General features: G+C 55.9%; 17 protein-coding genes. 15 read left to right on the top strand and 2 right to left on the bottom strand.

What is annotated here, in order from left to right:
- The first annotated feature begins 131 nt into the window (after positions 1-131).
- Positions 132-1,148 carry a glycosidase gene (locus MKY12_RS27385; RefSeq protein WP_339311641.1) on the top strand — a complete coding sequence of 339 codons (1,017 nt, stop codon included), beginning with the start codon at positions 132-134 and terminating at the stop codon, positions 1,146-1,148.
- Positions 1,149-1,575: 427 nt separating this feature from the next.
- Here MKY12_RS27385 and MKY12_RS27380 read toward each other — a convergent pair whose 3' ends face one another.
- Entirely contained in the window at positions 1,576-3,912 is a 2,337-nt protein-coding gene (locus tag MKY12_RS27380) for a helix-turn-helix domain-containing protein (protein ID WP_339311640.1), read from the bottom strand.
- A gap of 269 nt (positions 3,913-4,181) precedes the next feature.
- On the opposite strand from MKY12_RS27380, the gene MKY12_RS27375 reads away from it, so the two are divergent.
- The 8 genes from MKY12_RS27375 to MKY12_RS27340 all read left to right on the top strand — a co-directional run bounded on the left by MKY12_RS27375 (position 4,182) and on the right by MKY12_RS27340 (position 13,448).
- Entirely contained in the window at positions 4,182-5,282 is a 1,101-nt protein-coding gene (locus tag MKY12_RS27375) for an amidohydrolase/deacetylase family metallohydrolase (RefSeq protein WP_339311639.1), read from the top strand.
- Positions 5,260-6,366, top strand: coding sequence for a DgaE family pyridoxal phosphate-dependent ammonia lyase (locus MKY12_RS27370; protein WP_339311638.1), 1,107 nt, complete (start codon positions 5,260-5,262; stop codon positions 6,364-6,366). Before MKY12_RS27375 ends, MKY12_RS27370 begins: the two co-directional genes overlap by 23 nt.
- Positions 6,366-7,121 (top strand): KDGP aldolase family protein, encoded by a 756-nt coding sequence (locus tag MKY12_RS27365; protein WP_339311637.1) that lies wholly within the window; start codon positions 6,366-6,368, stop codon positions 7,119-7,121. Before MKY12_RS27370 ends, MKY12_RS27365 begins: the two co-directional genes overlap by 1 nt.
- Positions 7,114-8,127, top strand: a complete 1,014-nt coding sequence (locus MKY12_RS27360; protein ID WP_339311635.1) for a sugar kinase — start codon at positions 7,114-7,116, stop codon at positions 8,125-8,127. The genes MKY12_RS27365 and MKY12_RS27360 overlap by 8 nt, the downstream gene beginning before the upstream one ends.
- Positions 8,114-8,860, top strand: a complete 747-nt coding sequence (locus tag MKY12_RS27355) for a GntR family transcriptional regulator (RefSeq protein WP_209876752.1) — start codon at positions 8,114-8,116, stop codon at positions 8,858-8,860. Before MKY12_RS27360 ends, MKY12_RS27355 begins: the two co-directional genes overlap by 14 nt.
- 302 nt (positions 8,861-9,162) lie before the next feature.
- Positions 9,163-10,137 (top strand): alpha/beta hydrolase, encoded by a 975-nt coding sequence (locus tag MKY12_RS27350; protein WP_339311634.1) that lies wholly within the window; start codon positions 9,163-9,165, stop codon positions 10,135-10,137.
- A 145-nt stretch (positions 10,138-10,282) separates the two neighbouring features.
- Complete coding sequence (locus MKY12_RS27345) at positions 10,283-11,578, top strand: homocysteine synthase (protein ID WP_076084569.1); 1,296 nt, start codon at positions 10,283-10,285, stop codon at positions 11,576-11,578.
- Positions 11,579-12,383: 805 nt separating this feature from the next.
- Positions 12,384-13,448, top strand: a complete 1,065-nt coding sequence (locus tag MKY12_RS27340; protein ID WP_339311633.1) for a hypothetical protein — start codon at positions 12,384-12,386, stop codon at positions 13,446-13,448.
- An 891-nt stretch (positions 13,449-14,339) separates the two neighbouring features.
- On the opposite strand, the gene MKY12_RS27335 is transcribed toward MKY12_RS27340, so the two are convergent.
- On the bottom strand, positions 14,340-15,140 hold the full coding sequence (locus tag MKY12_RS27335; protein WP_339311631.1) for a polysaccharide deacetylase family protein: 801 nt from the start codon (positions 15,138-15,140) through the stop codon (positions 14,340-14,342).
- 329 nt (positions 15,141-15,469) lie between these two features.
- On the opposite strand from MKY12_RS27335, the gene MKY12_RS27330 reads away from it, so the two are divergent.
- The 6 genes from MKY12_RS27330 (at position 15,470) to MKY12_RS27305 (ending at position 23,150) form a co-directional block, all read left to right on the top strand.
- Positions 15,470-16,534, top strand: coding sequence for a glycoside hydrolase family 88 protein (locus MKY12_RS27330; protein ID WP_339311630.1), 1,065 nt, complete (start codon positions 15,470-15,472; stop codon positions 16,532-16,534).
- Positions 16,527-17,594 carry an SGNH/GDSL hydrolase family protein gene (locus tag MKY12_RS27325; RefSeq protein WP_339311629.1) on the top strand — a complete coding sequence of 356 codons (1,068 nt, stop codon included), beginning with the start codon at positions 16,527-16,529 and terminating at the stop codon, positions 17,592-17,594. The genes MKY12_RS27330 and MKY12_RS27325 overlap by 8 nt, the downstream gene beginning before the upstream one ends.
- A gap of 171 nt (positions 17,595-17,765) precedes the next feature.
- Positions 17,766-18,737 carry an ABC transporter permease subunit gene (locus MKY12_RS27320; RefSeq protein ID WP_339311628.1) on the top strand — a complete coding sequence of 324 codons (972 nt, stop codon included), beginning with the start codon at positions 17,766-17,768 and terminating at the stop codon, positions 18,735-18,737.
- Between the two features lie 13 nt (positions 18,738-18,750).
- Positions 18,751-19,626, top strand: a complete 876-nt coding sequence (locus MKY12_RS27315; RefSeq protein WP_209991818.1) for a carbohydrate ABC transporter permease — start codon at positions 18,751-18,753, stop codon at positions 19,624-19,626.
- A gap of 57 nt (positions 19,627-19,683) precedes the next feature.
- Positions 19,684-21,342, top strand: coding sequence for an extracellular solute-binding protein (locus MKY12_RS27310; RefSeq protein ID WP_339311627.1), 1,659 nt, complete (start codon positions 19,684-19,686; stop codon positions 21,340-21,342).
- Positions 21,343-21,374: 32 nt separating this feature from the next.
- Positions 21,375-23,150 (top strand): hypothetical protein, encoded by a 1,776-nt coding sequence (locus MKY12_RS27305; RefSeq protein ID WP_339311626.1) that lies wholly within the window; start codon positions 21,375-21,377, stop codon positions 23,148-23,150.
- Positions 23,151-23,554 lie beyond the last annotated feature (404 nt).

Below are 23,554 nucleotides of genomic sequence, written 5' to 3'. Positions count from 1 at the left end.
ATACGGGCAGCGGCCGAAAGTCCAAATGTTCACCGCAGTGACGATCAAGCTTCAAGTTCAAATCCTAAGTATTTCTTGTATACCACAGTGCTTCCTATATACCACGAACATCATTCGCAGGAGGAATAGACATGCAAATTACAAGACATCCCAATAATCCGATTGTCGTCCCGGGCGGCTATGAGTGGCGCAAGGTGACCGTGTTCAATCCTGCGGTTATCATCGATAACGGCAAGTTCTATATGATTGAGCGTACAGCCGGGTCCCTGACTCCGTGCAAGAACTTTCTGGGTCTACTGGAGAGCGAGGACGGCGTGAACTTCACCCATGTGAAGGATGAGCCGATTGTCACCCCGGATATGCTAGGCTTCCCGTACGGTAGCGTGCAGGACCCGCGTATTGTGAAGATTGACGGAACCTTCTACCTCAACTACGCCCTGCGCCCTTGCGCCATGAGCTATTATCCTACCGGGCGCGGCGTCCCTGAGCGCTCCATTCCGACCTACCCGGACGGTTGGGGGGAAGAGGAGGGCCACTGGCTGACCCGCTCCTCGATTCTGAAGTCAACCAATCTGCTGGACTGGGAGTTCGTCGCGGACACCACGCCGCTGGACATTAACGACCGGGACAACATCCTGTTTCCTGAGAAAATAAACGGCAAATTCGTGCTGCTCCGCCGCCCCGAAGAATATGTGGGCGAGGCTTACGGAACGGAGAAAGCCGCCATGTGGATTACCTATTCCGAGGATCTCGTGAATTGGGAAGAGCCCAAGCTGCTCGCCACCGCCGGGAACCTGTCCTGGGAATCGCGGAAGATCGGCGGCTCTACGCCTCCAATCCGTACAGACAAGGGCTGGCTGGTGCTCTATCACGGCGTAGATGAAGAGATCGTCTACCGCGTGGGGGCGATGCTGCTGGATCTGGAGCAGCCGGAGAAGATCATTGCCCGGACCCATAACTTCATTATGGAGCCGGAGACGTATTACGAGAAATTCGGCTTCCAGATTCCAAATGTCATCTTCCCGACCGGCAATGTGGTCAAGGACGGTCTGCTCTATATCTACTACGGCGTAACGGACACAGCGATCGCGCTCGCCACGGTGCCGCTGGATGAATTGGTGGAGCATATTCTGAAGGAAGCGGAGTAGGCGGCAGCTTCAGAAATCGGAGTAGGCAATGAAGTGGAGCAACCAGTCCCAGTTCCCCTACGGGCGAGGGGTTCACTCCCAACTGCCAGGGAACTCCTTTATAAGGCATTGAGGACATAAATGTTGCACTTTTTGCAGCTTCGGTTCGTACGTAGCCAGGTGTACAGGCGGATTGTTGCATAGAATTCAACAATCTGCCTGCTAAGCGGCCTGAAAAAGGTGAAATCCTGCCCTTTTTGCAACAATCGCGGATTCGGGCCAAATCGATACGGGAAATGTTGCATTTGTTGCAGAATTATAGGGGTGCTCACCAGATTTCAGGGGTTCAGGCTATTAACTATTCACAGGATAAATAATTGCTTGGACATCGCAATTTCAGGTTCAGCCTATCCACGGTTCAGCCTATCCACAGGGCGGAAGCCCCGCCTCAAACCGGTCTTTTCGCAGCGGCCCCCTTCAAGGCATGTTCCTTGCGGTATTGCCCCGGCGTCAGACCGGTTTCTTTTTTGAACTTGCGGATGAAATTGGGCGCATCCAGGTAACCGACCTGCTCGATGATCTCCTTGAGCGGTGCGCTGGTGTTCTCCAGCAGACGGATGACCTCGTCCACACGCCGCTGCCAGATATATTGCGAGAAATTGCTGCCAGTCTTCTCCTTGAAGCTCCGGCTTAAATAAGAGGTCGAGATGGCGAACTTCAGCGCTACATGCTCCAGGCTGAGGGTGTAATCTGCGAATTGCTGGTCCACGTACGCCAGAATGTCATCCATCAGGGAAGACTCACTGGTCTCGGTGTTCCGCTCGACCTGCGCGCAAATGGCGGAAGCCAGCGAGAGCAGCCGGCTCTCCAGCTCCTCTAATGTCTCGAAGGAGGTCAGCTCCGGCATATTGGTGAACACCTCATCCATACCAAGCTCGGAGGCGGTGCGCAGAAAAGCGTTCAGCAGATCGAAGCAGATACACCGCAGCAGATGAACCTGCAGCAGCTCGTCCTTGATCGTGTCAATGGTGTCGGTAATCATCTGGGCCGCTACCGATTCGTTGCCCTGCTTCAGACTCTGTTCCAGCTTCAGCATGGTTTTACGCGGAATCCAGAAGCTCTCGGCAGCGGCAGGGTTCAGCTCCGCAAGCTGCTCGAAGTAGGTGACCTGGCCGCTGCGCCGGATCATCCGGTGCTCCAGCGCGGCGGCGGCTTCAATGAAAGACTGGTTCAGCCGGGCGAGATCACGGTAGGCCATACCGACACCGATACTCAGCGCAAGCTGCGAGTGTTCACGGATCACATCCTGAATCGCTTCAATCACCTGCTCCATCCGGCTCTGAACGGGCAGTTCTCCCTCCCCTGGAAGGGAGATGATCAGGGCGAACTGGTCCTTGACCGAGAATTCAATTCCGAAGATCTGCGCATCCGGGCCCGGCAGGCAGATATTGCTCAGCATCTCCTGCAGCAGATGGCGTTCCTGCCAGGACTTGCCGCCCGGAGCGGTATCATCCCAGGACAGGATGGCCGAGAAGTAGAGGCCCTGTCCCTGCGGATGCCGGAAGCCTGCGCTCAGGATCATCTGTTCAATCTCGGGATCATCCGGCTGGCCGTGCTTGAGCAGCAGCAGCATGCACTGGTTGCGGACAAAAGGCTCCTGGAGATCAATCCGGGCACTGTAGTCATGAAGCGTCTGCCGGATGGACTCCCATTCATCGCGCAGCTTCGGAGCCTCATTGCTGTTGCCTCTCGGCTTGGCGAACTCCATCAGATCGCGGATCGGGTGATACTGCCGCTTGGCCAGCAGCAGCGCGGCCGCTATGCCTGTAACGACTGTAATACAGAAGACAATCAAAATCAGTGTCTGGACATGGGCAACGCGGCTGAAGAACTGGAAGCTGGGCATCGTGGTGACGTAGGTCCAGCCATTCTCCTCCGACTGCACGGACACGACGGAGTACTGTTCCCCGTCCAGCTCCAGATTGTGTATCCCCGGCTCAAGGGCGGATAGGGTCTGAAGCTCGTTCTGGGGAAAGCTGACGCCATGGCTGTTCGCGGTCAGCACCTCGCCGGAGGGGCCGAAGATATAGCTGCTGCCTGAGAAATCGCTCAGAACCGAATCCATAACGCCGGTAAGATTAGATTCCTTCATCAGATAGACGACCGTCCCGTAAGGGAAAGGGTCATTCGGCTTCACCGGGACAAGCATGGCGAGCATCGGCTCCATCCGGGAATTGACAGTCACATTCTCGGCAGGACGGACGAGCGGCTGACGGGTCTCGTTCAAGTCGCGCCGCAGCTCCTCCGGGGTCCAGCGCTCGAACTGATAGAGGGTATCGAAGGTGACATGAAGATCAGCCAGGCCGCGATAAGAATAGATATTGGAATCACCGTGGAAGTAGAGGAACAGATCCTCCGCGATGCTGCTGCTGGCCTTGTAATTGGCCAGTGCCTGAATCGCCTCCAGACTGTAATAGGGATGCCGGACCATATAAGGAGTCAGATGCTTGTCATAGGCGATTCTTCCGGCGATCTCCTGAAGCTCGTTCATCCGGCCGTCGATGGTGCTTTTCACCTGATTGAGCTGATTGACATTTGACTGTTCAATTTCGACCCGCAGGCCCTTGACGGCGTTTTCATAGACGAAGATGGTAACACCTGTGAGCGGGATCAGGAACATGAGGATATAGGAAAAAGCATATTTCAGCAGCAGCCTTGACTTGAAATGATTCCAGGTCAGCCGGAACCGGTTCAGCAAGGATGGCTGGGGTGCGGAATTAGCCATACAGCAGTACCTCCAGTGTTAAGATATTCGGACTAGAAATCTAGGATGGAACCTCTTGACTCAGAAATTGCAGTTATCTTCTGGATTACACTTGTGCTACTATAAACATTATAACATTATAATCTTTAGAGTGAAGCAGCTTTATATTTTTATAAGAGGACGGCACGGCCGTTACTACTTGTTAAATATAAGGATCTATGGAGTTCATGTCATTAATCATTTTTTGTAATTCCCCTGTAAATCTGTAATTGAAGAAGGAGATGGGACGAGTGGGCACAGAGAACGTGCTGCGCAATTTGCGGCTGGTGGACGGCCGGACGGTAGATATCTCCATTCAGGATGGGATCATCACCGCGATTACCCCGCCGGGCCAGGCAGGAGGCAGGACCCTGCTGGACTGCTCCGGGTTATACGGCTCCAGCGGATGGATTGATCTGCATGTACATGCTGTGCCGGAGCTTGACCCCTACGGCGATGTGATCGACGAGATCGGGGTGAAGCAGGGAGTGACGACAGTGGTGGATGCCGGAAGCTGCGGGGCAGACCGGATCGGGGCTTTTTATAGTGCCAGTCTTCTGGCGGATACAAGGGTATTCGCGCTGCTCAATATCTCAAGAATCGGCCTTACGCGGACCGATGAGCTCTCCAAGCTGGACTGGATTGACCGAAACTGCGCACTTGCAGCAGTAGAGGCTTATCCTGAATTCATCGTCGGCCTGAAAGCCCGCATCAGCCAAAGCGTCGTCAAAGACAGCGGCATACAGCCGCTTAAGCTGGCGCGTACCTTATCGGATGAGATGAAGCTCCCGCTCATGGTGCATATCGGCTCCGCTCCGCCTGCCATCTGCGAAGTGCTGGAGCTGCTGCGGGCAGGCGATGTAATTACCCATTACCTGAACGGCAAAGCCAATAATCTGTTCCAGGCGGACGGCACTCCGCTGCCGGAGCTGCTGGCTGCTGTAGCCCGGGGCGTCCGGCTGGATGTAGGACACGGCACCGCAAGCTTCTCCTTCCGGGTGGCGGAGCAGGCGAAGGCGGCTGGTATCGGGCTGAATACGATCAGCACAGACATCTACCGGGGCAACCGGTTGAATGGTCCAGTGTACAGTATGGCGGATGTACTGACCAAATTCCTCTATCTCGGCTACAGCCTGGGAGAGGTGATCCGTGCAGTCACAAGCAGCGCCGCAGCGTGGCTCGGCAAGCCGGAGCTTGGGCAGATCCGGGTAGGCGGGCAGGCCAACCTGACTTTGTTCGCTCTGGAAGCCGGAGAGAAGCAGCTTATGGACTCGGAGGGCGATGTCCGGACCGCGAATCACTATATTGAAGCAAAAGGAGTCTTTATCAATGGATCACTCATTACAAGCTAAATATGGATTGAAGCGTGTGATTAATGCCAGTGGAAGAATGAGCATCCTTGGTGTATCTGCGCCAACAGATTCGGTGATGGAGGCAATGAAGCAGGGCGGGCAGCAGTACGTGGAGATTGCGGATCTGGTGGACAAATCGGGAGCGTACATCGCCCGTCTGCTCGGCTCGGAAGGGGCTGTTGTCGTGAATTCGGCCTCCAGCGGCATTGCGCTGTCGGTGGCAGCCATTGTGACCGCCGGAGATCCCCGCCTCAGTCTGCGGCTGCACCAGGAGCCGGTGCTGAAGAATGAGATCATTATGCTGAAGGGCCATAATGTGCAGTATGGAGCGCCGGTGGAGACGATGGTTTTCCTTGGCGGCGGCCGGGTGGTTGAAGCGGGATATGCCAACGAAGGCCGTGCAGAGCATATTGAACAGGCCATCGGTGAACGTACCGCAGCGATCCTCTATGTGAAATCCCACCACGCCGTCCAGAAGAATATGATCTCGGTGGAGGAAGCCTGGGAGGTGGCACAGCGCAGGGGAGTACCGATGATTGTCGATGCGGCTGCGGAGGAGGATCTGCGGAAGTATGTCCAGTATTCCGATCTGGCCATCTACAGCGGCTCGAAGGCTGTGGAAGGTCCAACTTCTGGCATTGTAGCGGGCGGGAAGAAATACACCCAGTGGCTGAAGGTGCAGCTGCACGGGATCGGCCGCAGCATGAAGGTCGGCAAAGAGACGACCTTCGGACTGCTCAAGGCTCTGGACGAGTACCAGGACAAGGCGGACAACAGCCAGCAGGAGAAGCAGGCACTGGAGGCGCTTCAGCCGCTGGCCGGTCTTCCCGGAGTGTCGGTCCGCACCGTGCAGGATGAAGCGGGCCGGGCGATTTACCGGGGACGCATCCAGATTGATGCTGCTGCTGCGGGCGTGGATGCAAGGGAGGTCAATGACCGCCTGCGGGAAGGCGAGATTGCAGTGTATACCCGGGACTATGGAGTGAAGCAAGGGTATTTCGATATCGATCCAAGGCCGCTGCAAGGCGATGATCTGCAGGTCATTGTCAGCAGAATTCATGAGATTATAGGGGGCAGATCATAATGAGCAAGATTCAGGAGCGATTCTATAAGAACAGAGCGGCACTGAATGTACTGGCCGGCAGTATCAGGAATGCCAAGGATATATACGAGGCTGCCGAAGGGCATGTTCTGGTAGGCGTACTCTCCAAAAATTACGCCAACGCCAGGGAAGCATCCGCCGCTATGACGGAATATGGACAGGTGATTCAGGACGCCGTATCCATCGGGCTTGGAGCCGGGGACAACCGCCAGGCGGCGGTAGTCGCAGAGATTGCTTCAAGCTATGCGGGCAGCCATATCAATCAGGTGTTTCCGGCTGTAGGAGCGACCCGGGCCAATCTGGGAGCAAAAGATAGCTGGATTAACAGCCTGGTCTCTCCCTGCGGACAGCCCGGTTATGTCAATATATCCACCGGCCCGGTCAGCTCGGGGAATGCTTCGCAGGCCATCGTTCCGGTGCACGCCGCGATCGCTCTGGTCCGGGACATGGGCGGCAATGCGCTCAAATATTATCCGATGAAGGGGCTGGAGCTGGAAGAAGAGTATCGTGCGGTAGCCAAGGCCTGCGGAGAAGCCGGATTTGCCCTGGAGCCTACGGGCGGCATCGATCTGGATAACTTCGCGCCCATTCTGGAGATTGCGCTTCAGGCGGGTGTACCGCAGGTTATCCCGCATGTCTATTCCTCGATCATTGATCCGCAGACCGGAAGCACGAATGTGCAGGATGTCCGCACACTGCTTGGTACGATGAAATCGCTGGTGGACCGGTATGCCTAGAATTGCTGCATTTGGCGAAGTGATGATGCGGCTGCAGGTTCCGGGGGTGGAGACACTGGCCCAGAGCAGCAGGCTGGAGTACTCTTTTTCGGGCAGCGGGGTAAATGTAACGGCAGCGCTGGCCAGATATGGCCATAACGGAGCATTAATCACGACCTTGCCGGAGACTCCGGTAGGGGAAGCCGCGATTGCTTATCTGCGCAAGCTTGGGGTAGATACGTCACTGATCCGCAGGGGCGGCAAGCACCTCGGGATGTACTTCCTGGAGAACGGGTTCGGTGCCCGCCCCGGAAGAGTCACGTATACCGACCGGCTGGGCAGCAGCTTCAATACCGCTGAGGCTGATCAGTATGATATGGCGGCGCTGGCTTCCCGGGTGGATGTGCTTCATCTATGCGGCATTACGCTGGCTATGAATGACAGGGTGCGCGGGCAAATGAAGCAGCTTGCGGCAGAGGTGAAGCGTGCGGGGGGCAGGGTGGTATTCGACTGTAACTACCGTCCGGCATTATGGGGCGAGGAGGGGTATGCTAAGGCCCGCCCGCATTACGAAGAGCTGCTTACGCTTGCCGATCTGGTGCTGATGAACGAGAAGGATGCGCTGTACATTCTTGGCACCGCAGCGGCAGATTATGATAGAATAACACAGTTGAAGCAAGCGGTTCCCGCTGTGGCGGAGCGCTTCGGAATCGCCGCAGCAGCGGGCACCCACCGTGAGATTAACGCAGACAATTCGCATTCCCTCACAGGATATCTGTACCGTCAAGGTACGTTCGCGTTCTCCCGTAAGCTCACCTTCCCTGTGTATGACCGGATCGGTGCCGGGGATGCTTTTGCCAGTGCCATTATTCATGGTGAATTGCAGGATTATCCGCAGCAGCAGACGGTGGATATGGCAGCGGCCGCAGCGATGCTGGCCCATACCATCCCGGGCGATACAGCGTTGTTCACCGAGAGCGAGGTGCTCCGCGCGCTGGATGGCCATACCTCAGATGTTGAAAGGTAGTGAACGTAAGGTGTCTCTGAAACGCAAGCAAGGCCCCTTATACCAGCAGATCCAGAAGATCCTCAAGGACCGGATTCTGCACGGGGTATACCCGCTCGGCAGCATTATCCCTTCCGAGCCGCAGCTGGAGAAAGAGTTCGGTGTCAGCAAAATGACGGTCCGCGGCGCGGTCCAGGAGCTGGCCCAGGAAGGCTATGTGCAGAAGAAAAGCGGTGTCGGAACCATTGTCATGCGCAATACCGCCTATCAGAAGCTCTCTAAGGGCAAACGGTTCACAGAGCTGCTGGTTGAAGCAGGTCATAAGCTGGAAAAGAAGCTGCTGAGCACAAGTCTGGTCACCAATGAGACTGGGACAGAGGAATACAGCCGCTACGGGCCGTATTGCCAGCGGATTGAACGTCTGTATATTCTGGATGGACAGCCTTATATCCATCTGGTGCACTTCTTGACGGCAGCAGCCCTGCCGGGCGGAGGGTCGGCAGAGCTGGGGGAGGACATCCAGTCCCTGTACGACTCGCTGGAGGAGAACGACATCGTGCTGGAGAACTTCAGGGACCGGTTTTTTGTCGAGTCAGCACCACCCGAGGTATGCCTGCTGCTGAAGCTTCCGCCGGGGACGCCTGTGCTGAAGCGCCTGCGCAACTCCTATGACGGGGAAGGCAGGCTGATCGAACACAGCATCGGCAGCTATAATACGGAGCTCCATCATTATCTGGTCAGCTACGACACCTGAGGCTCGTCACTCTCATTCTATGCTACGGTTGCACACAAGCTCGCTTGTAGGTAACTGTAGCATTTTTGCTTATATAGATTGAACTTGAAAATATACGGAAAGGGAAAGTGGCGGAGGGGAATTTTGGAACTGTAGGAGCGAGAGCGTCCGCCTGATAGTACATATTCGGTTCATATTCTGTTCATATTGTCGTCATAAAGAGTACATCTTCGTTCGGTAAGCTTGCATTAACGGCAATGAAGCAAGCTTACTACCAGTTAAGATAGGGGAAGATGAACATGAGACCATCGGCGAATAACATAATGGGAAATCAAACGGGGTTCAAGAAACTGCGCAAGATTCTGCTTAAAATATTGGGAGCCATCCTGCTCGCTATTGTGATTTTTGTGGGGATTGTGTATATCACGAATGTAATCAGCAGCAATGCGGAGGCCAAAAGGATAGAGCCTTACGGCCAGCATGTATCCGTAGACGGCAAGAATATGAATGTGTTCATTCAAGGCGACGGCCCGGACACGGTTGTGCTGCTTCCCGGCTTCGGAACAGCTTCACCGGCGCTTGATTTCAAGCTGCTCATTGACGAGCTGTCTCCACATTATAAGGTTGTAGTTGTTGAGCCTTTCGGCTATGGCTTAAGCGATGCGACGAAGAAAGAACGAACCTCAGAGAACATCGTAAGTGAAATCCATGAAGCACTGCAGCAGCTCAATATTGACCGTTACATCCTTATGGGCCATTCCATTTCAGGAATTTACAGTCTGGATTATGTGAACAAATATACTGATGAAGTCAGTGCATTTGTCGGACTGGATAACAGTGTACCCTCGCTGAGCGAGAAGAAAATAGAGTCTTCAGAGACAAGCATGGTTAAATGGTTCCGCAATCTGGGGTTCGCCCGGCTGCAATTGAAGCTGAGTGCTGACCCTTATGAGGGACTGGCATATGATGAACATACCAAAGAACAATTGAAACTGCTGATACAGAGAAATATGTATAACACCACTCTGTTAAATGAGGCAGAAAACATGTACTCCAGCTTTAGAGGGGCTGAACAGCGAGGGGTAACGTTCCCTCCTAATCTTCCTGTCCTTCTTTTTGTTCAAGCAGAGCATCCGGCAACCGATCAATGGATTCCTGAGCATGAGAAGCTGATCCAGAATTCCGTACATGCAGACATGGAGCTGCTGGATGCCAATCATTATTTGTACCGTTCCCATCCCAAAGAAATTGCGGAGAAATTCATGAGCTTCATGAAGGGGATAGCGCAGCAGCCATGAGGCTATGCCGGGGCTTACTAAACTTAATAAAACACAGTGAATTAATAAGAATTTTATCTTTTCAAATGACATGGTTTGTGAGAGAATAGGTACAATCTTATAGAGTTAACATTTGACATTACCTATTTTAGAGGAGGAAATACCCATGTCAGAAGAGCGCAAGCTGTCCTTTGAAACCCTCGCCATCCACGCAGGCCAGGAGATTGATCCCACTACTTTAGCCCGTGCCGTGCCGCTGTATCAGACTACATCCTACGGTTTCCGGGATGCGGAGCATGCTGCTAATCTGTTCGCGCTCAAGGAGTTCGGCAACATCTATACCCGGCTGATGAATCCGACCACCGATGTGTTTGAGCAGCGTCTTGCCGCGCTGGAGGGCGGGGCAGGGGCACTGGCGACCGCTTCCGGAGCAGCAGCGATTTCCTTCTCTATTTTGAATATTGCCGGGGCAGGGGATGAGATTGTCTCCTCCGCAAGCCTGTACGGCGGAACTTATAATTTGTTCTCCACGACGCTGCCCAAGCTGGGCATTAAGGTGAATTTTGTGGATTCCGATAACCCGGAGAACTTCCGGGCAGCGATTACGGACAAGACCAAGGCGCTCTACGCTGAGACGATTGGTAATCCGCAAGGGAACGTTCTGGATATCGAAAAGGTTGCAGCCATCGCCCACGAGCACGGGATTCCGCTGATTGTAGACAACACCTTCCCAAGTCCGTATCTGCTGCGTCCGATTGAATTCGGGGCGGATATCGTCGTGCACTCGGCGACCAAATTCATCGGCGGCCACGGTACCTCTATCGGCGGAGTCATCGTGGATGGCGGCAAGTTCGACTGGAAGGCCAGCGGCAAGTTCCCGGGCCTGACCGAGCCGGACCCGAGCTACCACGGGGTAGTTTACACTGAAGCGGTCGGTCCGATTGCTTATATCATCAAGGCGCGGGTTCAACTGCTTCGTGACCTAGGCGCGGCCATTTCACCGTTCAACTCGTGGATGCTTTTGCAGGGTCTCGAAACGCTGCACCTGCGTCTGGAGCGCCACAGCCAGAATGCACTCAAGGTTGCCCAGTATCTGGAGGCGCATGATTCGGTAGAGTGGGTCAGCTATGCTGGACTACAGAGTCACCCTTCGTATGAGCTGGCACAGAAATATCTGCCTAAGGGCCAGGGCGCGATTCTGACCTTCGGAATTAAGGGCGGGGCGGCCGCAGGGGTGAAGCTGATCGAGAACGTGAAGCTGTTCTCCCATCTGGCCAATGTCGGCGATTCCAAGTCGCTGATCATCCACCCGGCGAGCACCACTCACCAGCAGCTGTCGGACGAAGAACAGATTACCGCCGGTGTTACACCGGAGCTGCTGCGCTTGTCCATCGGTACTGAATCCATCGACGATATCCTCTATGATCTGGAGCAGGCGATCGCTGCCAGCCAGCAGGCTTAGGCGCTGTTCCTTGCAGCATAGGAAGAGGAATTACAGACCACTGTTTGATGCAGCGTATTTCTGCATTAGGCAGTGGTCTTGTTTTTTAGCAGGAGGTGGGTTTGGGAGTAATGGGAAGAGAGAGGAGTGTCAGCGGGGGAATAGTTTGTGAGTAAAACGGTTGGTGAGGTATGTGTTCGCGCTGAAGTTGCACGGCAATTGTACTTTCTGCAATGGATTAGGCCATTTTCGGCGTTAAAATCCGTTCTAATGTATTCCATACAACAGATTTCCGGCATACGGCCCCAAAACACCCCTCCCGCTAAAATCTGCTGTACAAACTGCAATAGATCGCTTTTTGCAACCGCTAAAGAGAAGATCTGCTGTAGTAAATACATTAGATCAGCTATGGACCATGCCGAACCCGAATCCCAACCCCGGTTCAAAGCCATTAGAGACTGACAACAAAATATGTGAAAGTTATTTCCTACCCACTTGAGCTCGCTCCACTTACTTCAGTTTACTCACTCACTTCAGCTCGCCCGATTTACTTCAGCTTACTCACCCACTCCAGCTCGCCCGACTTACTCCAGCTTACTCACCGACTTCAACTCGCCCGCCTACTCCAACTCGCGTACTTCCCTCAACTCGCCGCCCCACCGTGTCCACTACCCATTCGGGTAAGATGCAGCCGCATTCATTTGATACCGTTTGCATATTTCAGCATCATTGCCCGTAACTATAGAATGAAGCATGTGAGGTGTTGACAGCAGTCCTGAGAGGAACAGCACGGCAGTAATCCTAGTGAGAAAAGGTGGGTGCGAGGATGAAGGTTGAACGCCAGCAGAATGAGGGTCCAAAGTATGAGGAGCATCCGTTCCAGTCTGACCCCGGTGGCCGGGCGGCTGGTACAGAGATGAGCCAGTCCGCATCTGTAGCCTCCGCCGCAGCGGAATTTCTTGCTGAGGGGGACCGGCGCAAGAGTAACGTGAGTACGAGTCGCACGTATATCCGCCGTCCCGGGGAGCGCCAGGCCTTCCTGGTGCTGCGCGAGGGCAGGGGGGACGGGGCTGTCCGCCGTGAGCCGCCCGGCGTCTACCCTGCGGGGCCCTGCCTGATCCGGGGCGAGGAATGGCTGCACGAGCCGGAACTGTCGGCGCTCTACTCGCGCTGGATGTCGTGCGGGGATGAGGAGCCGGTGCAGGCTGAGCGTATCCTGCAGCGGATCTATCACCGGCTGCGGGCTGCTGCTGCCGACCTCCTGGAGTCGGCGGACGGCGTATGGGCCGCAGTCACTCTGCCTTACACGGCAGAGCTCGCCGCCCGCCCGGACCGGCTGGCCACGCTGCAGGATGCGCAGCTTGGCGCGCTGTTCGCCGCCGCCCTGCACAGCCAGCGGCTGGGCGGCGACAGCCGCATTGACCTGCTGGCGCCGTACCCCGCCAGCCTGGAGGAATTCGCGGCGCAGCGCGAATTCATTGAGGGCGTGGCCGAGCAGACTATCGGCCACGCTTATGCGGCAGCCTGCCGCATCGGGGCGCTGCTCGCGCCCGATGTGGGGCCGGCTGCCGCCGGGGAAATCGCGCGTATCGCCGATTTCCTGGTGCTGGACGGCGCGGCGGAGGAGGCCGCGCCCGGGGAGAACGCCGCCGAGGGCTTCGCGCAGGCGGCGGCTGGGGTGCTGGCCGCCGTGCGCCGGGTGCGGCCGGCGGCGGCAGTGCTCGCCGCGGGGGCACCGGCGGCGTACGCGCTGGCCGATCTGTATGAGATCGGCCTGAGCGGGGTCTTCTGCGGCGCGGCCCAGCGGACCGACGCGCTGCTGCGGGCGGCCTGCCTCACCTGGATAGCGAGGCAGGAGCATCCTGATGCTGCCGCCGGAGGTTGGCAGTAGGTGGAAGTATCTGGCGGTAGCTGGCGGTAGCTGGCAGTAGCGGCGGCCTGGCCTGCCTACACTGTCTGGTCTGCCGCGAGTAGCGGGATCGGCCAGGCAACGACTGATACAGCGCTCTATTCTCCACCATCTGCACAAACGTATGCCAACGAAATACCCGCAAAACACTCGAAAACCCACAACAAACCTCAACAACCAACAACAACCCGATTTCGCCAAGCCCTGGGGCTGCGCGGAATCGGGTTTTTAAACTAACTTATAGGTGTGTTTTATGTCGTATGATTTATCTCATGTGTTTTAAGTAATGTGTTTTAATTTCATATGATTAGGGAAGCACACTCCATTTTGCGGCGTAATGCGGCTATGCTTGGAGCTCCAAGTTTTCATTCGCAGCGATCATTCAGCGGTAGTTGTATTCTGTACATTTAAAACCTGCGAAAAGGAAGACTTTTCTCTTCTAAGTGTAGTTGGTACAACTAAATTAGCCCGAATGAGCAAGAATCCAGCTATAGCGTTATTATAATTGTACGAAATACAGTTAAACGAATATTCGGCGGTACAACAGACGATTTAGATGTACAGAGTGCAATTAAGTATGCCGCCTACACGTTACTCGGGCACGGCACGGTTAGAGTTATAGCTGTGGTGTGCTGAGGCTGAAGGGAGGACTCTTGTGGCAGCTCGGTGGGGGCTGATCGGGATTGGAACTAGTTGACTGCATTGTCACAGCCCCAGTTACAGCTATAATCTCAGTTTCAACGACAGACCCAAGTCTCAGCCCAGCCTCAAGTCTCAGCCTAGCCACCGTCCAAGTTTAGCCACAGTCTCCCCCGAATTTTCTCTCTATTCAGCTCTCTAGCCCTCATTCAGCTCCCGAGTCTCACTCCAATCCTACCCTAGCTTCACCGTCACCCCGCCCGGGATGCGGCGGGTTTCATCCCCCACAGAGACCCATACCTCCGTTGCCGAAGGGTTATATACCATCTCCTGCGAAGCAGAGAAGCGCAGTCCTTGAAGGGCGGACAGGTAGTCCACAATCTCGATATTGGTGGCATACCAGATGTTTTCGTGGCCGCCCATCACAGCGGCGAACTGCTCCAGCTCCTGCCAGTTGTCATCGTCATTGAACTCATAGCTGTGTCCCCAGACATAGAGAAGCTGCATATGCGAGAAGCGGGGCTTCTCCTCCAGGAACTTTTTGCCCAGGGCCAGCATCTCCTTGTGGTGGCAGGTAGGGTGCCAAGCCAACAGGTTGTCCGGCAGGCTGAAGCTGCGGTGCGAATTCACCGTGCGGGAATACTCAATGCCCATGGCAGGCAGCAGGCCGATCACCTGATCATCGTAATTGCCGAACGGATAGGACATGCCCCTTACCGGATAACCGGCCAGCGCTTCCAGCGCCTTGCGGTCGGTCAGAATCTCATCCGCGATCCCCTCGCGCGGAGTCATGGTAAGGAAAGGATGAGTACTGGTATGTGCTGAGATCTCATGCCCCTCATAGAGCGCAGCCACTTCGTCTTCAGTGATATAGCCTTCCTTGCCGAAGAACCCCGAATTCAAATGGAAGGATCCCTTCAGCCCATGCCGGTTAAGGATCTCCACAAGACGTCTGTCGTAGATTCTTCCATCATCCCAGCTCGTTGTTAGCGCTTTAGAAACTCCGCCCGGAAAAAGATCAAACTTAATTCTCATTACCTGTTACCCTCCCAGATTTCTTTATACAGAATTAGAACGTGAGCATGTACTCCTTCTACTCATGTACTCCTCCAACTGAGGAATACAGCTCTATTATGAACAATGCCAGAAGTGAAAGCGATTAGCAAGATTCTTGTTAATGGACGGCAATGCGGCGCTTGACTACACTGGGGTTGCGAACAGCTAAACAGCCGGGAACAGGCTCCAGGCTCTAGGCTCCAGGCTCTAGGCTCTAGGCTCCAGGTTTGAGGTTCCAGGTTTGAGGTTCCAGGTTTCAGGCTACAGGTTTCCGGTTCAGAACAGGACATTGCAGAAGGAGGAGCATTATGGAAGCAGTATCACGGACAGTACTCGAAGGCCATATCGCCCGCGTCATTGAGCGGATGAAGGATATGAGAGGCTCCATTCATGAAACCGCACCCATCGGCATCATCTCTATGGACAATTGGGAGTGGCCTCAGGGGGTTGGACTATTTGCCTTATACAGCTATTACCGGGAAACCGGGGAACAGGAGATTCTACACTACCTGACGGGCTGGTTCGACAGCAAGCTTGACGGAGGCATTCCGGCGAAAAATGTTAATACGATGTGTCCGATGCTTACCCTTAGCTATCTGGCAGAGGAGACCGGGCGCGCGGATTATATGCAGCTGTGCCGGGAATGGCTGGAGTATGCGCTGCATGAGATGCCGCGCACGGAGGAAGGCGGTCTTCAGCATGAAGTGACCGGCAGTCCGAATACCGGGCAGCTCTGGGACGACACGCTGTATATGACGGTGTTGTTTGTGGCCCGGATGGGGATCGTGCTGAAGGAGGAGGCGTGTATACAGGAGAGCATCCGCCAGTTTCTCGTCCACCTGAAGTATCTGACCGATCCCGTGACCGGCTTGTTCTTTCACGGCTGGACCTTCGAGGGCGGCCATCACTTTGCCCGGGCCCTGTGGGCACGCGGCAATTCCTGGTATACCGCCGGGCTCGTGGATTATCTGGAGATGGTGGAGCTGCCGTCAGGGGTGAGCAGCTTCCTGCTGTCCTCCCTTGCGCGGCAGGTACGCAAGCTGACAGAGCTGCAAGCCCCGGAAGGCGCATGGCATACCTTGCTGGACGACAGCAGCTCGTATCTGGAGACCTCGGCCACCGCCGCTTTTGCTTACGGGATGCTGAAGGCGGTGCGGCAAGGACTGCTGCCTGAGGATTGCCGCAAGCCTGCAATGGCGGCACTGCATTATGTGCTGGGCCAGATCGATGAAGAAGGGGTGGTGCAGGGCGTCTCCTACGGCACGGGGATGGGCGCTACGCTTGACGACTACCGGGAGATTCCGGTCTGCCCGATGCCCTACGGGCAATCCATGGCCCTGCTGCTGCTGGTGGAGGCGATGAAGCATGTATAATCCCGCCAGCACCCATTCTGCCAGCATCAATTCCGCCAGCATCAATTCCGCCACCAAGGGGCTGCCGGGGCTGGACCGGATTGCCTTCCATAACGTGGCCGAGCTGGAGCCGGCAGCGGGCTACGGCGTGCACCTCCGCCGCATTCCCCGCAGCGTCAGGGAGCATCTGAACGAGCGGGGCCGGTTCATCGCCGGGGAAGCGGGCGGCTGTGAGCTCAGGTTCGTCACACCGGCTCCGAATATCCGTGTCACGCTGACCTTGCCGGAGACGGGTGGCAGCGTAACGGTATACAAGGGCGGGCTTTTCCACTCCAGGCATGAGCTTCAGGCCGGGAGCATACGCACCCTCCAGCTAAGCGAACCGCCGCGTCTGGCGATGGCGGAGCGTGAGCTGCTGATGGAAGCGGGCTTCGCGCCGGAGGTATGGCGGATCTGCTTCGGACGGTATGCTTGTGTGGTCTGTGGCATCGAGACCTTCGGCCATCCGCTCCGCCCGCCGGTGGAAGGGGAGATTCCCCGCACACGCTGGATTGCTTACGGCTCATCCATCACGTATGGAGAGAACAGCAGCCTGCCGTATATTGCCCACGCGGCAAGAAAGCTGGCGGCCGATGTGCTCAATCTCGGCATGAGCGGCTCCTGCCATTGTGAACGGGAGATGAGCAACTATCTTGCGGCGCAGGAGGACTGGTCATTCATGACGCTGGAGCTGGGCGTGAACATGCGTGACCACCTGTCGCCGGATGAATTCCGTGAGCGGAGCGGCTACCTGCTTGACCAGCTGGTGAGCAGACATCCCGGGAAGCCGGTAGCGGTGATCACGATGTATCCCAACTTTGCGGTGTTCCCCGGCAGCGGAATCGCGGAGAAGGATCTTCAGTTCAACGACATTCTGCGCAGTCATGTGCAGCGTCTGTCCCAGCCCAAGCTGAGCCTGATCGAAGGAAGCCGGGTGCTGGATGATCTGGCCGGGCTGTCCTGCGACCTGATTCACCCGGGGGATGAGGGACATATACGGATGGGTGAGAATCTGGCCCGGGAGCTGGCCGGAATTCTGTAACCCCAGGCGGTATAAGGGTTCGCGCCGATTAACAGAAAAACTGAATATTGCCCTAACCCGCTGAAGCGGCTATGGTGAGGACATGAAATCGGCCATTTCAGCTCCATCGCAAGACTTAATCATGCACGAGCAGGATCACGCACAACATGCAAGCGAAAGGAGGCACCGAAAATGAAAGCGAATACAAGCAGTGAAGCGGTGCTGCGGCTGGACACTTCACGGCAGAGCGGAAGCAGCCGTAAGCGCTTCTGGCAGACCCGGCGTTTCAAGAACAATGTTCCCCTGTGGGTCATGTTCGTTCCGGTTATCGCATTTTATATGATTTTCAAATACACCCCCATGCTGGGGCTGGTTATCGCCTTCAAGAACTATACCTTCTATGAAGGGGTATGGGGCAGCCAGTGGGTCGGCATGGACAATTTCACCAATCTATTCACCCAGGCACAGTCGGTGCAGATTATCCGCAATACGCTTGTGCTCAGTATATTATCCGTGCTGGTCAGCTTTCCGTTCCCGATAGCCCTGGCGATTATGCTGAATGAAGTCAGGAACAAGTGGTTCAAAAAATCAGTCCAGACCCTCGTCTACCTGCCGTACTTTTTCTCCTGGGTCATTGTCGGCGGGCTGGTAGTAACGATCTTTGCCCAGACCGGGGTAGCCAATGCGGTAGTTGAGAAGCTGACCGGCCAGGCTTTTCCCTTCCTGTTCAAGGAGTGGTCCTGGGTCTCGATCTTCCTCGGCTCGGGAATCTGGAAGGATGCGGGCTTCAATGCAATTATCTATCTGGCTGCGCTGACCTCCATCGACCCCAGTCTCTATGAGGCGGCGAGTATGGACGGAGCAGGCAAATGGAAGCAGATCCGCCATATCACGCTGCCCGGGATCAGTCCGACCATCGTCATTATGCTGATTCTGGCCATGGGACGGGTGATGGAGGTGGGCTTCGACCATGTCTACGTGCTGCAGAATTCGATTGTATCGGGGATCTCCGAGGTCATCAGCACCTACATCTACGCGATTGGACTGCAAGGCGGACAGTTCAGCCTGACGGCTGCTCTGGGGATGTTCGATTCCCTGGTTGCGCTGACTCTGGTGCTGATCTCCAACGCCATTGCCCGGCGCTTCAATAAAGGCTTGTGGTAACAGGAGGGACACTATGCAAAGTACAAACGGTGAAAAAGTATTCTATAGCTTCAATTATCTGCTCCTGACCCTGGCAGGCATTCTGTGTCTGCTGCCGCTGCTCCATCTGGCTTCTCTGTCACTCAGCGGCAAGGATGCGGTGCTGTCCGGTTTTGTCACCCTGTGGCCGGTGGATTTCACGCTAAGCTCATATACGATGCTCTTTGAAGGAACGCCGGTGGTGCGCGCCTTCGGCAACAGCCTGCTGATTACCCTGGTCGGTGTGGCGGCCAGTATGCTGTTCACCATTTTCGCCGCGTATCCTCTGTCCCGCCGTGATTTCTACGGAAGACGCACGCTGACGCTGGCGATTGTGTTCACGATGCTGTTCACCGGCGGACTGATCCCGACCTATCTCGTGGTCAGCAGTCTCGGTCTGGTCGATTCCTATGCAGCCCTGTGGCTGCCGGCTCTGGTCAGCACGTATAATATGATGATTATGCGTTCCTTCTTTGAGAACATCCCGGAGGAGCTGGTGGAAGCGGCGAGAATTGACGGCTCCGGCGAATGGCGGCTGCTGGCGGGCATTATTCTGCCGTTGTCCCTGCCTGTGCTGGCGACAATCGGTCTCTTTTACGGCGTGTATTACTGGAACTCCTTCTTCAACGTCATGATCTACATGAACAGCCCGGAGAAAATCAATCTGACCGTACTGATCCAGCAGATGGTGAAGAGCCAGGCCGTCCTGCAGGAGCTGAATACGATGAACTCGCAGGAGGTGGTCAACATTACACCGGAAGGCATCAAGGCTGCGGGGATTATGGTCATGGTTATTCCGATGCTGATTGTCTATCCGCTGCTGCAGCGTTATTTTGTCAAAGGCGTAACCATCGGGGCCATCAAGGGCTGACCGCTGCTGCGCCATACTGCAAGTACCAGAATGCCATTATAGGAGGGTCATATTCATATGTACAATTCACCCCGGCTTAGAAAAACAACCGCTGCCGGTGCAGCATCCCTGCTGCTCGCAATCGCGGTAACAGGCTGCGGCGGCGGCAATGCCGCCACGCAGGGCACAGACAAGGGAGAGGGCTCCGGGAAGCGCGGGGCCATCACCGTCTCCCTGTATGACCGCGGCTCCGTACCCGCAGAAGAGGGGACAATGAGCGACAACCGCTGGACGAAATGGGTCAACGAGAACGGGCCAGTGAATGTCAAATACGTTACGGTGCCGCGCTTCGAATCCCTGCAAAAGTTCAACGTGCTGTTCGCCTCGAAATCCGCCCCCGATCTGATCTTTGAATTTGATACCGCTTACCAGGGGCAGCTCTATAACCAGAAGCAGCTTCTGCCGCTGGATGACCTGATTGAGAAAAGCAGTACAGAATATAAGGCAATGCTGGAGAAGTATCCGGCGCTGCGCAAGGCAGGCACCATGGCAGACGGCAAGCTGTATACGGTGGGGCGTCCGATCCAGTTCGGCCCGCAGCATTATCTGTTTATCCGCAACGACTGGCTGAAGAAGCTGAATCTGCAGGTGCCCACCACACCGGAGGAGCTGCTGAAGGTCGCGAAGGCCTTCACAGAGCAGGACCCGGACGGCAACGGCAAAGCGGATACGTATGGAACCGGGCTCAGCTTCGTGGCCGGTATTATTTTGAACAACATGTTCGGCACCGGGTTCACGCTGTTCGGCGAAGACCAGTACCCATGGGTACTGGAGAATGACCAGGTGGTGCATGACTGGGATCGAATTAAGGCAGCAGTTTCTTTCCAGAAGGCGCTGTATGCGGCCGGGGTGGTGGATAAGGACTTCGTGACCGATAAGAACGGCGAGAAGCAGAAGCAGGACTGGATCTCCGGCAAGCTGGGCATTTACGGCGGTAACGGGGCCGATGTCAGCACCTATGAGACACTTAAGAAGAACTCCCCGGAGGCCGAGGTGATTCCGATTGCCCTGCCAACGACGGAATTCGGCCAGTTCAGCCCGACGCTGACCTCACCGATCCAGATGACCGGTATGGTGAATGCAGCGGCCAAGGACCCTGAGTCCGTCATGAAAATGATTGATTTCATGGTGACAGAGACCTATACCACCACGATCCAGAACGGGATCGAAGGGGTCCATTACAAGAAAACCGCCGATGGCCGTGCCGAGGTGATCGACCCGGAGAAGAACAAGAAGGAGCTGGAGTATAACCGCGATATGGGAATGCTCACCCCGCTTATTGGCAAGAATTACGGGCTGAAGAACAAGGTGAACCCTACACCGGCGGAGCAGGATTTTATCGCAATCTATGAAATGGCCGAGAAGCTGTATTTGAACCCTGACCGTCCGATTGTCGGCATTACGCAGAAGGCCTTCCTGCCGCTGCTGCCTCAGGAGCTGACCCAGATCAACACCAATGCGAATAAAACGATTCTCGACCGGGCCATGCAGGCCATCGTGAATTCCGATCCGGCTTCGGTGGACCAGTTCATTGCGGAGGCCAAGGGCATCTGGGAGAAGGCGGGCGGACCCAAGGTCGATGAGTTCTACGCAGCCTGGTATCAGGACAATAAAGCGGATGCCATCATGCTGAAGGATATTTATGAGATGGGCAAGCAGCTGAGCACGGTAGAGTAACAGATGAATTCAAGCACAGGGGGCGGGCAGCGTTGAAGCATGAGGTTAGACAGATTCTCGAAAAAAGCTATGCCGCCGCCTCGGCGGATAGTGTAATCGAAGCCGGGCTGGTCCGCTATGACCGGCCCGGGCATACCCGGCAGGTCGCTCAGCTGCCGTATTGCCATGAGGCCCGGTTCTCGGCCGGATTTTATGCTTACGGCACCTTGCTGGGAGAGCTGGATGAAGCGGCAGGGCTGGAGATGCTCGAAGCGATTGCCGCGCTGCAATTCACTGACCCGGAGCACCCGGATTACGGAGGCTTCCTCTGGTACCGGGAGGAGAGCATGATCCAGGATTCCAATGCGGCCTTCTTCATCCTCATGCCGCTGGTGGCGGTGCGCCTCAGCAGTCCCGGCGTCTTCCCGGCCAGCCATCTGGAGATTATGCAGCGCATGTTCCGGCATGCGGCTGCCTGGTTCTCCAAGGAATGCCGGACACCGGAGCTGTTCTACCCGAACAAGACGATGAGTGACGGGGCGATGCTGCTGGCGGTGGCCCACTTCCTCGGAGAACCTGAGTATCTCCAGACGGCAACTGCCTATTTCAAGCGGTGGGAGGAATATACGGTCCGCCGGGGCTGGGGCTGGGGAGAGAATATCAGCCTTGTCTATCAAGGGGTGATGATGAATGCGCTGAGCATTGCCGGTTCTGTGCTGCGGGAGCATGCCCGTGAGCTGGCCGGGCGGCTGTCTGTGCAGATGGATGCTCTGAAAGGACTGCTCCTCTTCCATGACGGAGAGGAATTCGTTCCCTCGATCCGCAGCTATAACTTCCGGGGAGAGACTTGGCGGCAGAGCCTGCTGTGGACGATTGCCGGTGTGACCGGGGTCAGCGCTCTGGCGGAGCAGACCTTTTCCCTTAACGATATGGCGGGGTTCCTGCTGTTTGCGGCAGATTTGCAGCCCCGGGAGAACGCCCCGGCTGCGCTGCCGGTCCCGCGGATTCGTGAGGAGCGGATCTTCGATGCCTCGCGTTCCTATACCTGGATCGGGCAGCATACCCGGCTGGGCAGCATCAACCGTTTCCCGGTGATGCCGGGCAGCTACCAGCATCCGTCCTGGGGGCTGGGCTGGCAGAGCTTCCCGGTCAGCTTCAGCGTGAAGGATCAGCAGGTATCCTATCTGCGGTGGTACGTGGATGATTCCGCCGCCGTGCGAACGCATCCGGCGGAGGAGTACCGCAGCGCCTATCTGATGCCCGCATTGTTCGCCGAGCCGCTGTACCCGGAGGTGGAGACGCGCTCCGCCCAGCAGGGGAATGCGCTGGTGGTGGTCCGCTCGATGACCCGGGTGCATAACCGGGCAGCGGAGATTGCCGATGAATGGCTGATCCACCGCTATGACGGCGAGGTGGAAGCTGTATTGAATACTGCCGGGGACAGGGAATGGCTGGTGATGCGTTACCCGGGCTGCGCGGTAGCGGTCACGGCGCTCAGCGGCCTGGACTCCAAGGCGGAAGCTCACGCCGTACTGCCTGTTACGGTGGTGCGGGAGGAAGGACGGATCAGGCTCCGCCAGATTCTCTACTCCGGCAGCAGCACGATGCTGGCACTGCCCCGCCTGGAAGCGGGCTGGGCGGTGGTATGTCTGGACGAAGCAGCGGAGTCAGCGGATATCCAGAGGTTGCTCGATACGGTGACGATTGAGGATACGGTGAGGGATGACCGGGAGGTGCCGCGCGAGCCGTGGGCCTCTATACGCAGCATTGTGCTGACTGCGGGCGACCAGCCCCCGGTTCAGCTCACCGTTGATCCATACGCCCCTTAACCACGCGGTTCAAGCGGCAAGGTTTGCCGTGCCCCGATTGAGATGCAAGCGGAAACGGGGGTGGGAGCACCATACTTAATTGCACTTTGTACAAGTAAATCGCCCAATGTACCGCCGAATATACGTTTAGCTGTATTTCGTACAACTAAAATCCCCCTATACCCCGCTTCTCACCCATTTGGGTGAATTTAGTTGTACAGACTACAGTTAGAAGACGAAATCCTGCCTGTTCACCGTTTTTAAATGTACAAAGTACAACTATCGCTGAATGTTCGCGTCGAACGCAACTCCATAGAGGCCGCATTTAATTATTTCCGTATCTATGGGCTGCATCTATGGAATGAATTCACTGCTTAACTTCGGATGCTCTACCGGAACACTATACTTGCTTCCCTACGGAAAGG

This window comes from Paenibacillus sp. FSL M7-0896 (assembly GCF_037975415.1).
In the GTDB taxonomy this organism is placed as follows: Bacteria; Bacillota; Bacilli; order Paenibacillales; family Paenibacillaceae; genus Paenibacillus_AQ; species Paenibacillus_AQ silagei.
Note: the sequence above shows the minus strand (reverse complement) of the source record. Positions and strands in the feature narration are given on the sequence as shown.

Coding starts and splice junctions, on each gene's coding strand:
- MKY12_RS27385 (WP_339311641.1), top strand. CDS start 132: ATGCAAATTACAAGACATCCCAATAATCCGATTGTCGTCCCGGGCGGC.
- MKY12_RS27380 (WP_339311640.1), bottom strand. CDS start 3,912: ATGGCTAATTCCGCACCCCAGCCATCCTTGCTGAACCGGTTCCGGCTG.
- MKY12_RS27370 (WP_339311638.1), top strand. CDS start 5,260: ATGGATCACTCATTACAAGCTAAATATGGATTGAAGCGTGTGATTAAT.
- MKY12_RS27365 (WP_339311637.1), top strand. CDS start 6,366: ATGAGCAAGATTCAGGAGCGATTCTATAAGAACAGAGCGGCACTGAAT.
- MKY12_RS27360 (WP_339311635.1), top strand. CDS start 7,114: ATGCCTAGAATTGCTGCATTTGGCGAAGTGATGATGCGGCTGCAGGTT.
- MKY12_RS27355 (WP_209876752.1), top strand. CDS start 8,114: ATGTTGAAAGGTAGTGAACGTAAGGTGTCTCTGAAACGCAAGCAAGGC.
- MKY12_RS27350 (WP_339311634.1), top strand. CDS start 9,163: ATGGGAAATCAAACGGGGTTCAAGAAACTGCGCAAGATTCTGCTTAAA.
- MKY12_RS27345 (WP_076084569.1), top strand. CDS start 10,283: ATGTCAGAAGAGCGCAAGCTGTCCTTTGAAACCCTCGCCATCCACGCA.
- MKY12_RS27340 (WP_339311633.1), top strand. CDS start 12,384: ATGAAGGTTGAACGCCAGCAGAATGAGGGTCCAAAGTATGAGGAGCAT.
- MKY12_RS27335 (WP_339311631.1), bottom strand. CDS start 15,140: ATGAGAATTAAGTTTGATCTTTTTCCGGGCGGAGTTTCTAAAGCGCTA.
- MKY12_RS27330 (WP_339311630.1), top strand. CDS start 15,470: ATGGAAGCAGTATCACGGACAGTACTCGAAGGCCATATCGCCCGCGTC.
- MKY12_RS27325 (WP_339311629.1), top strand. CDS start 16,527: ATGTATAATCCCGCCAGCACCCATTCTGCCAGCATCAATTCCGCCAGC.
- MKY12_RS27320 (WP_339311628.1), top strand. CDS start 17,766: ATGAAAGCGAATACAAGCAGTGAAGCGGTGCTGCGGCTGGACACTTCA.
- MKY12_RS27315 (WP_209991818.1), top strand. CDS start 18,751: ATGCAAAGTACAAACGGTGAAAAAGTATTCTATAGCTTCAATTATCTG.
- MKY12_RS27310 (WP_339311627.1), top strand. CDS start 19,684: ATGTACAATTCACCCCGGCTTAGAAAAACAACCGCTGCCGGTGCAGCA.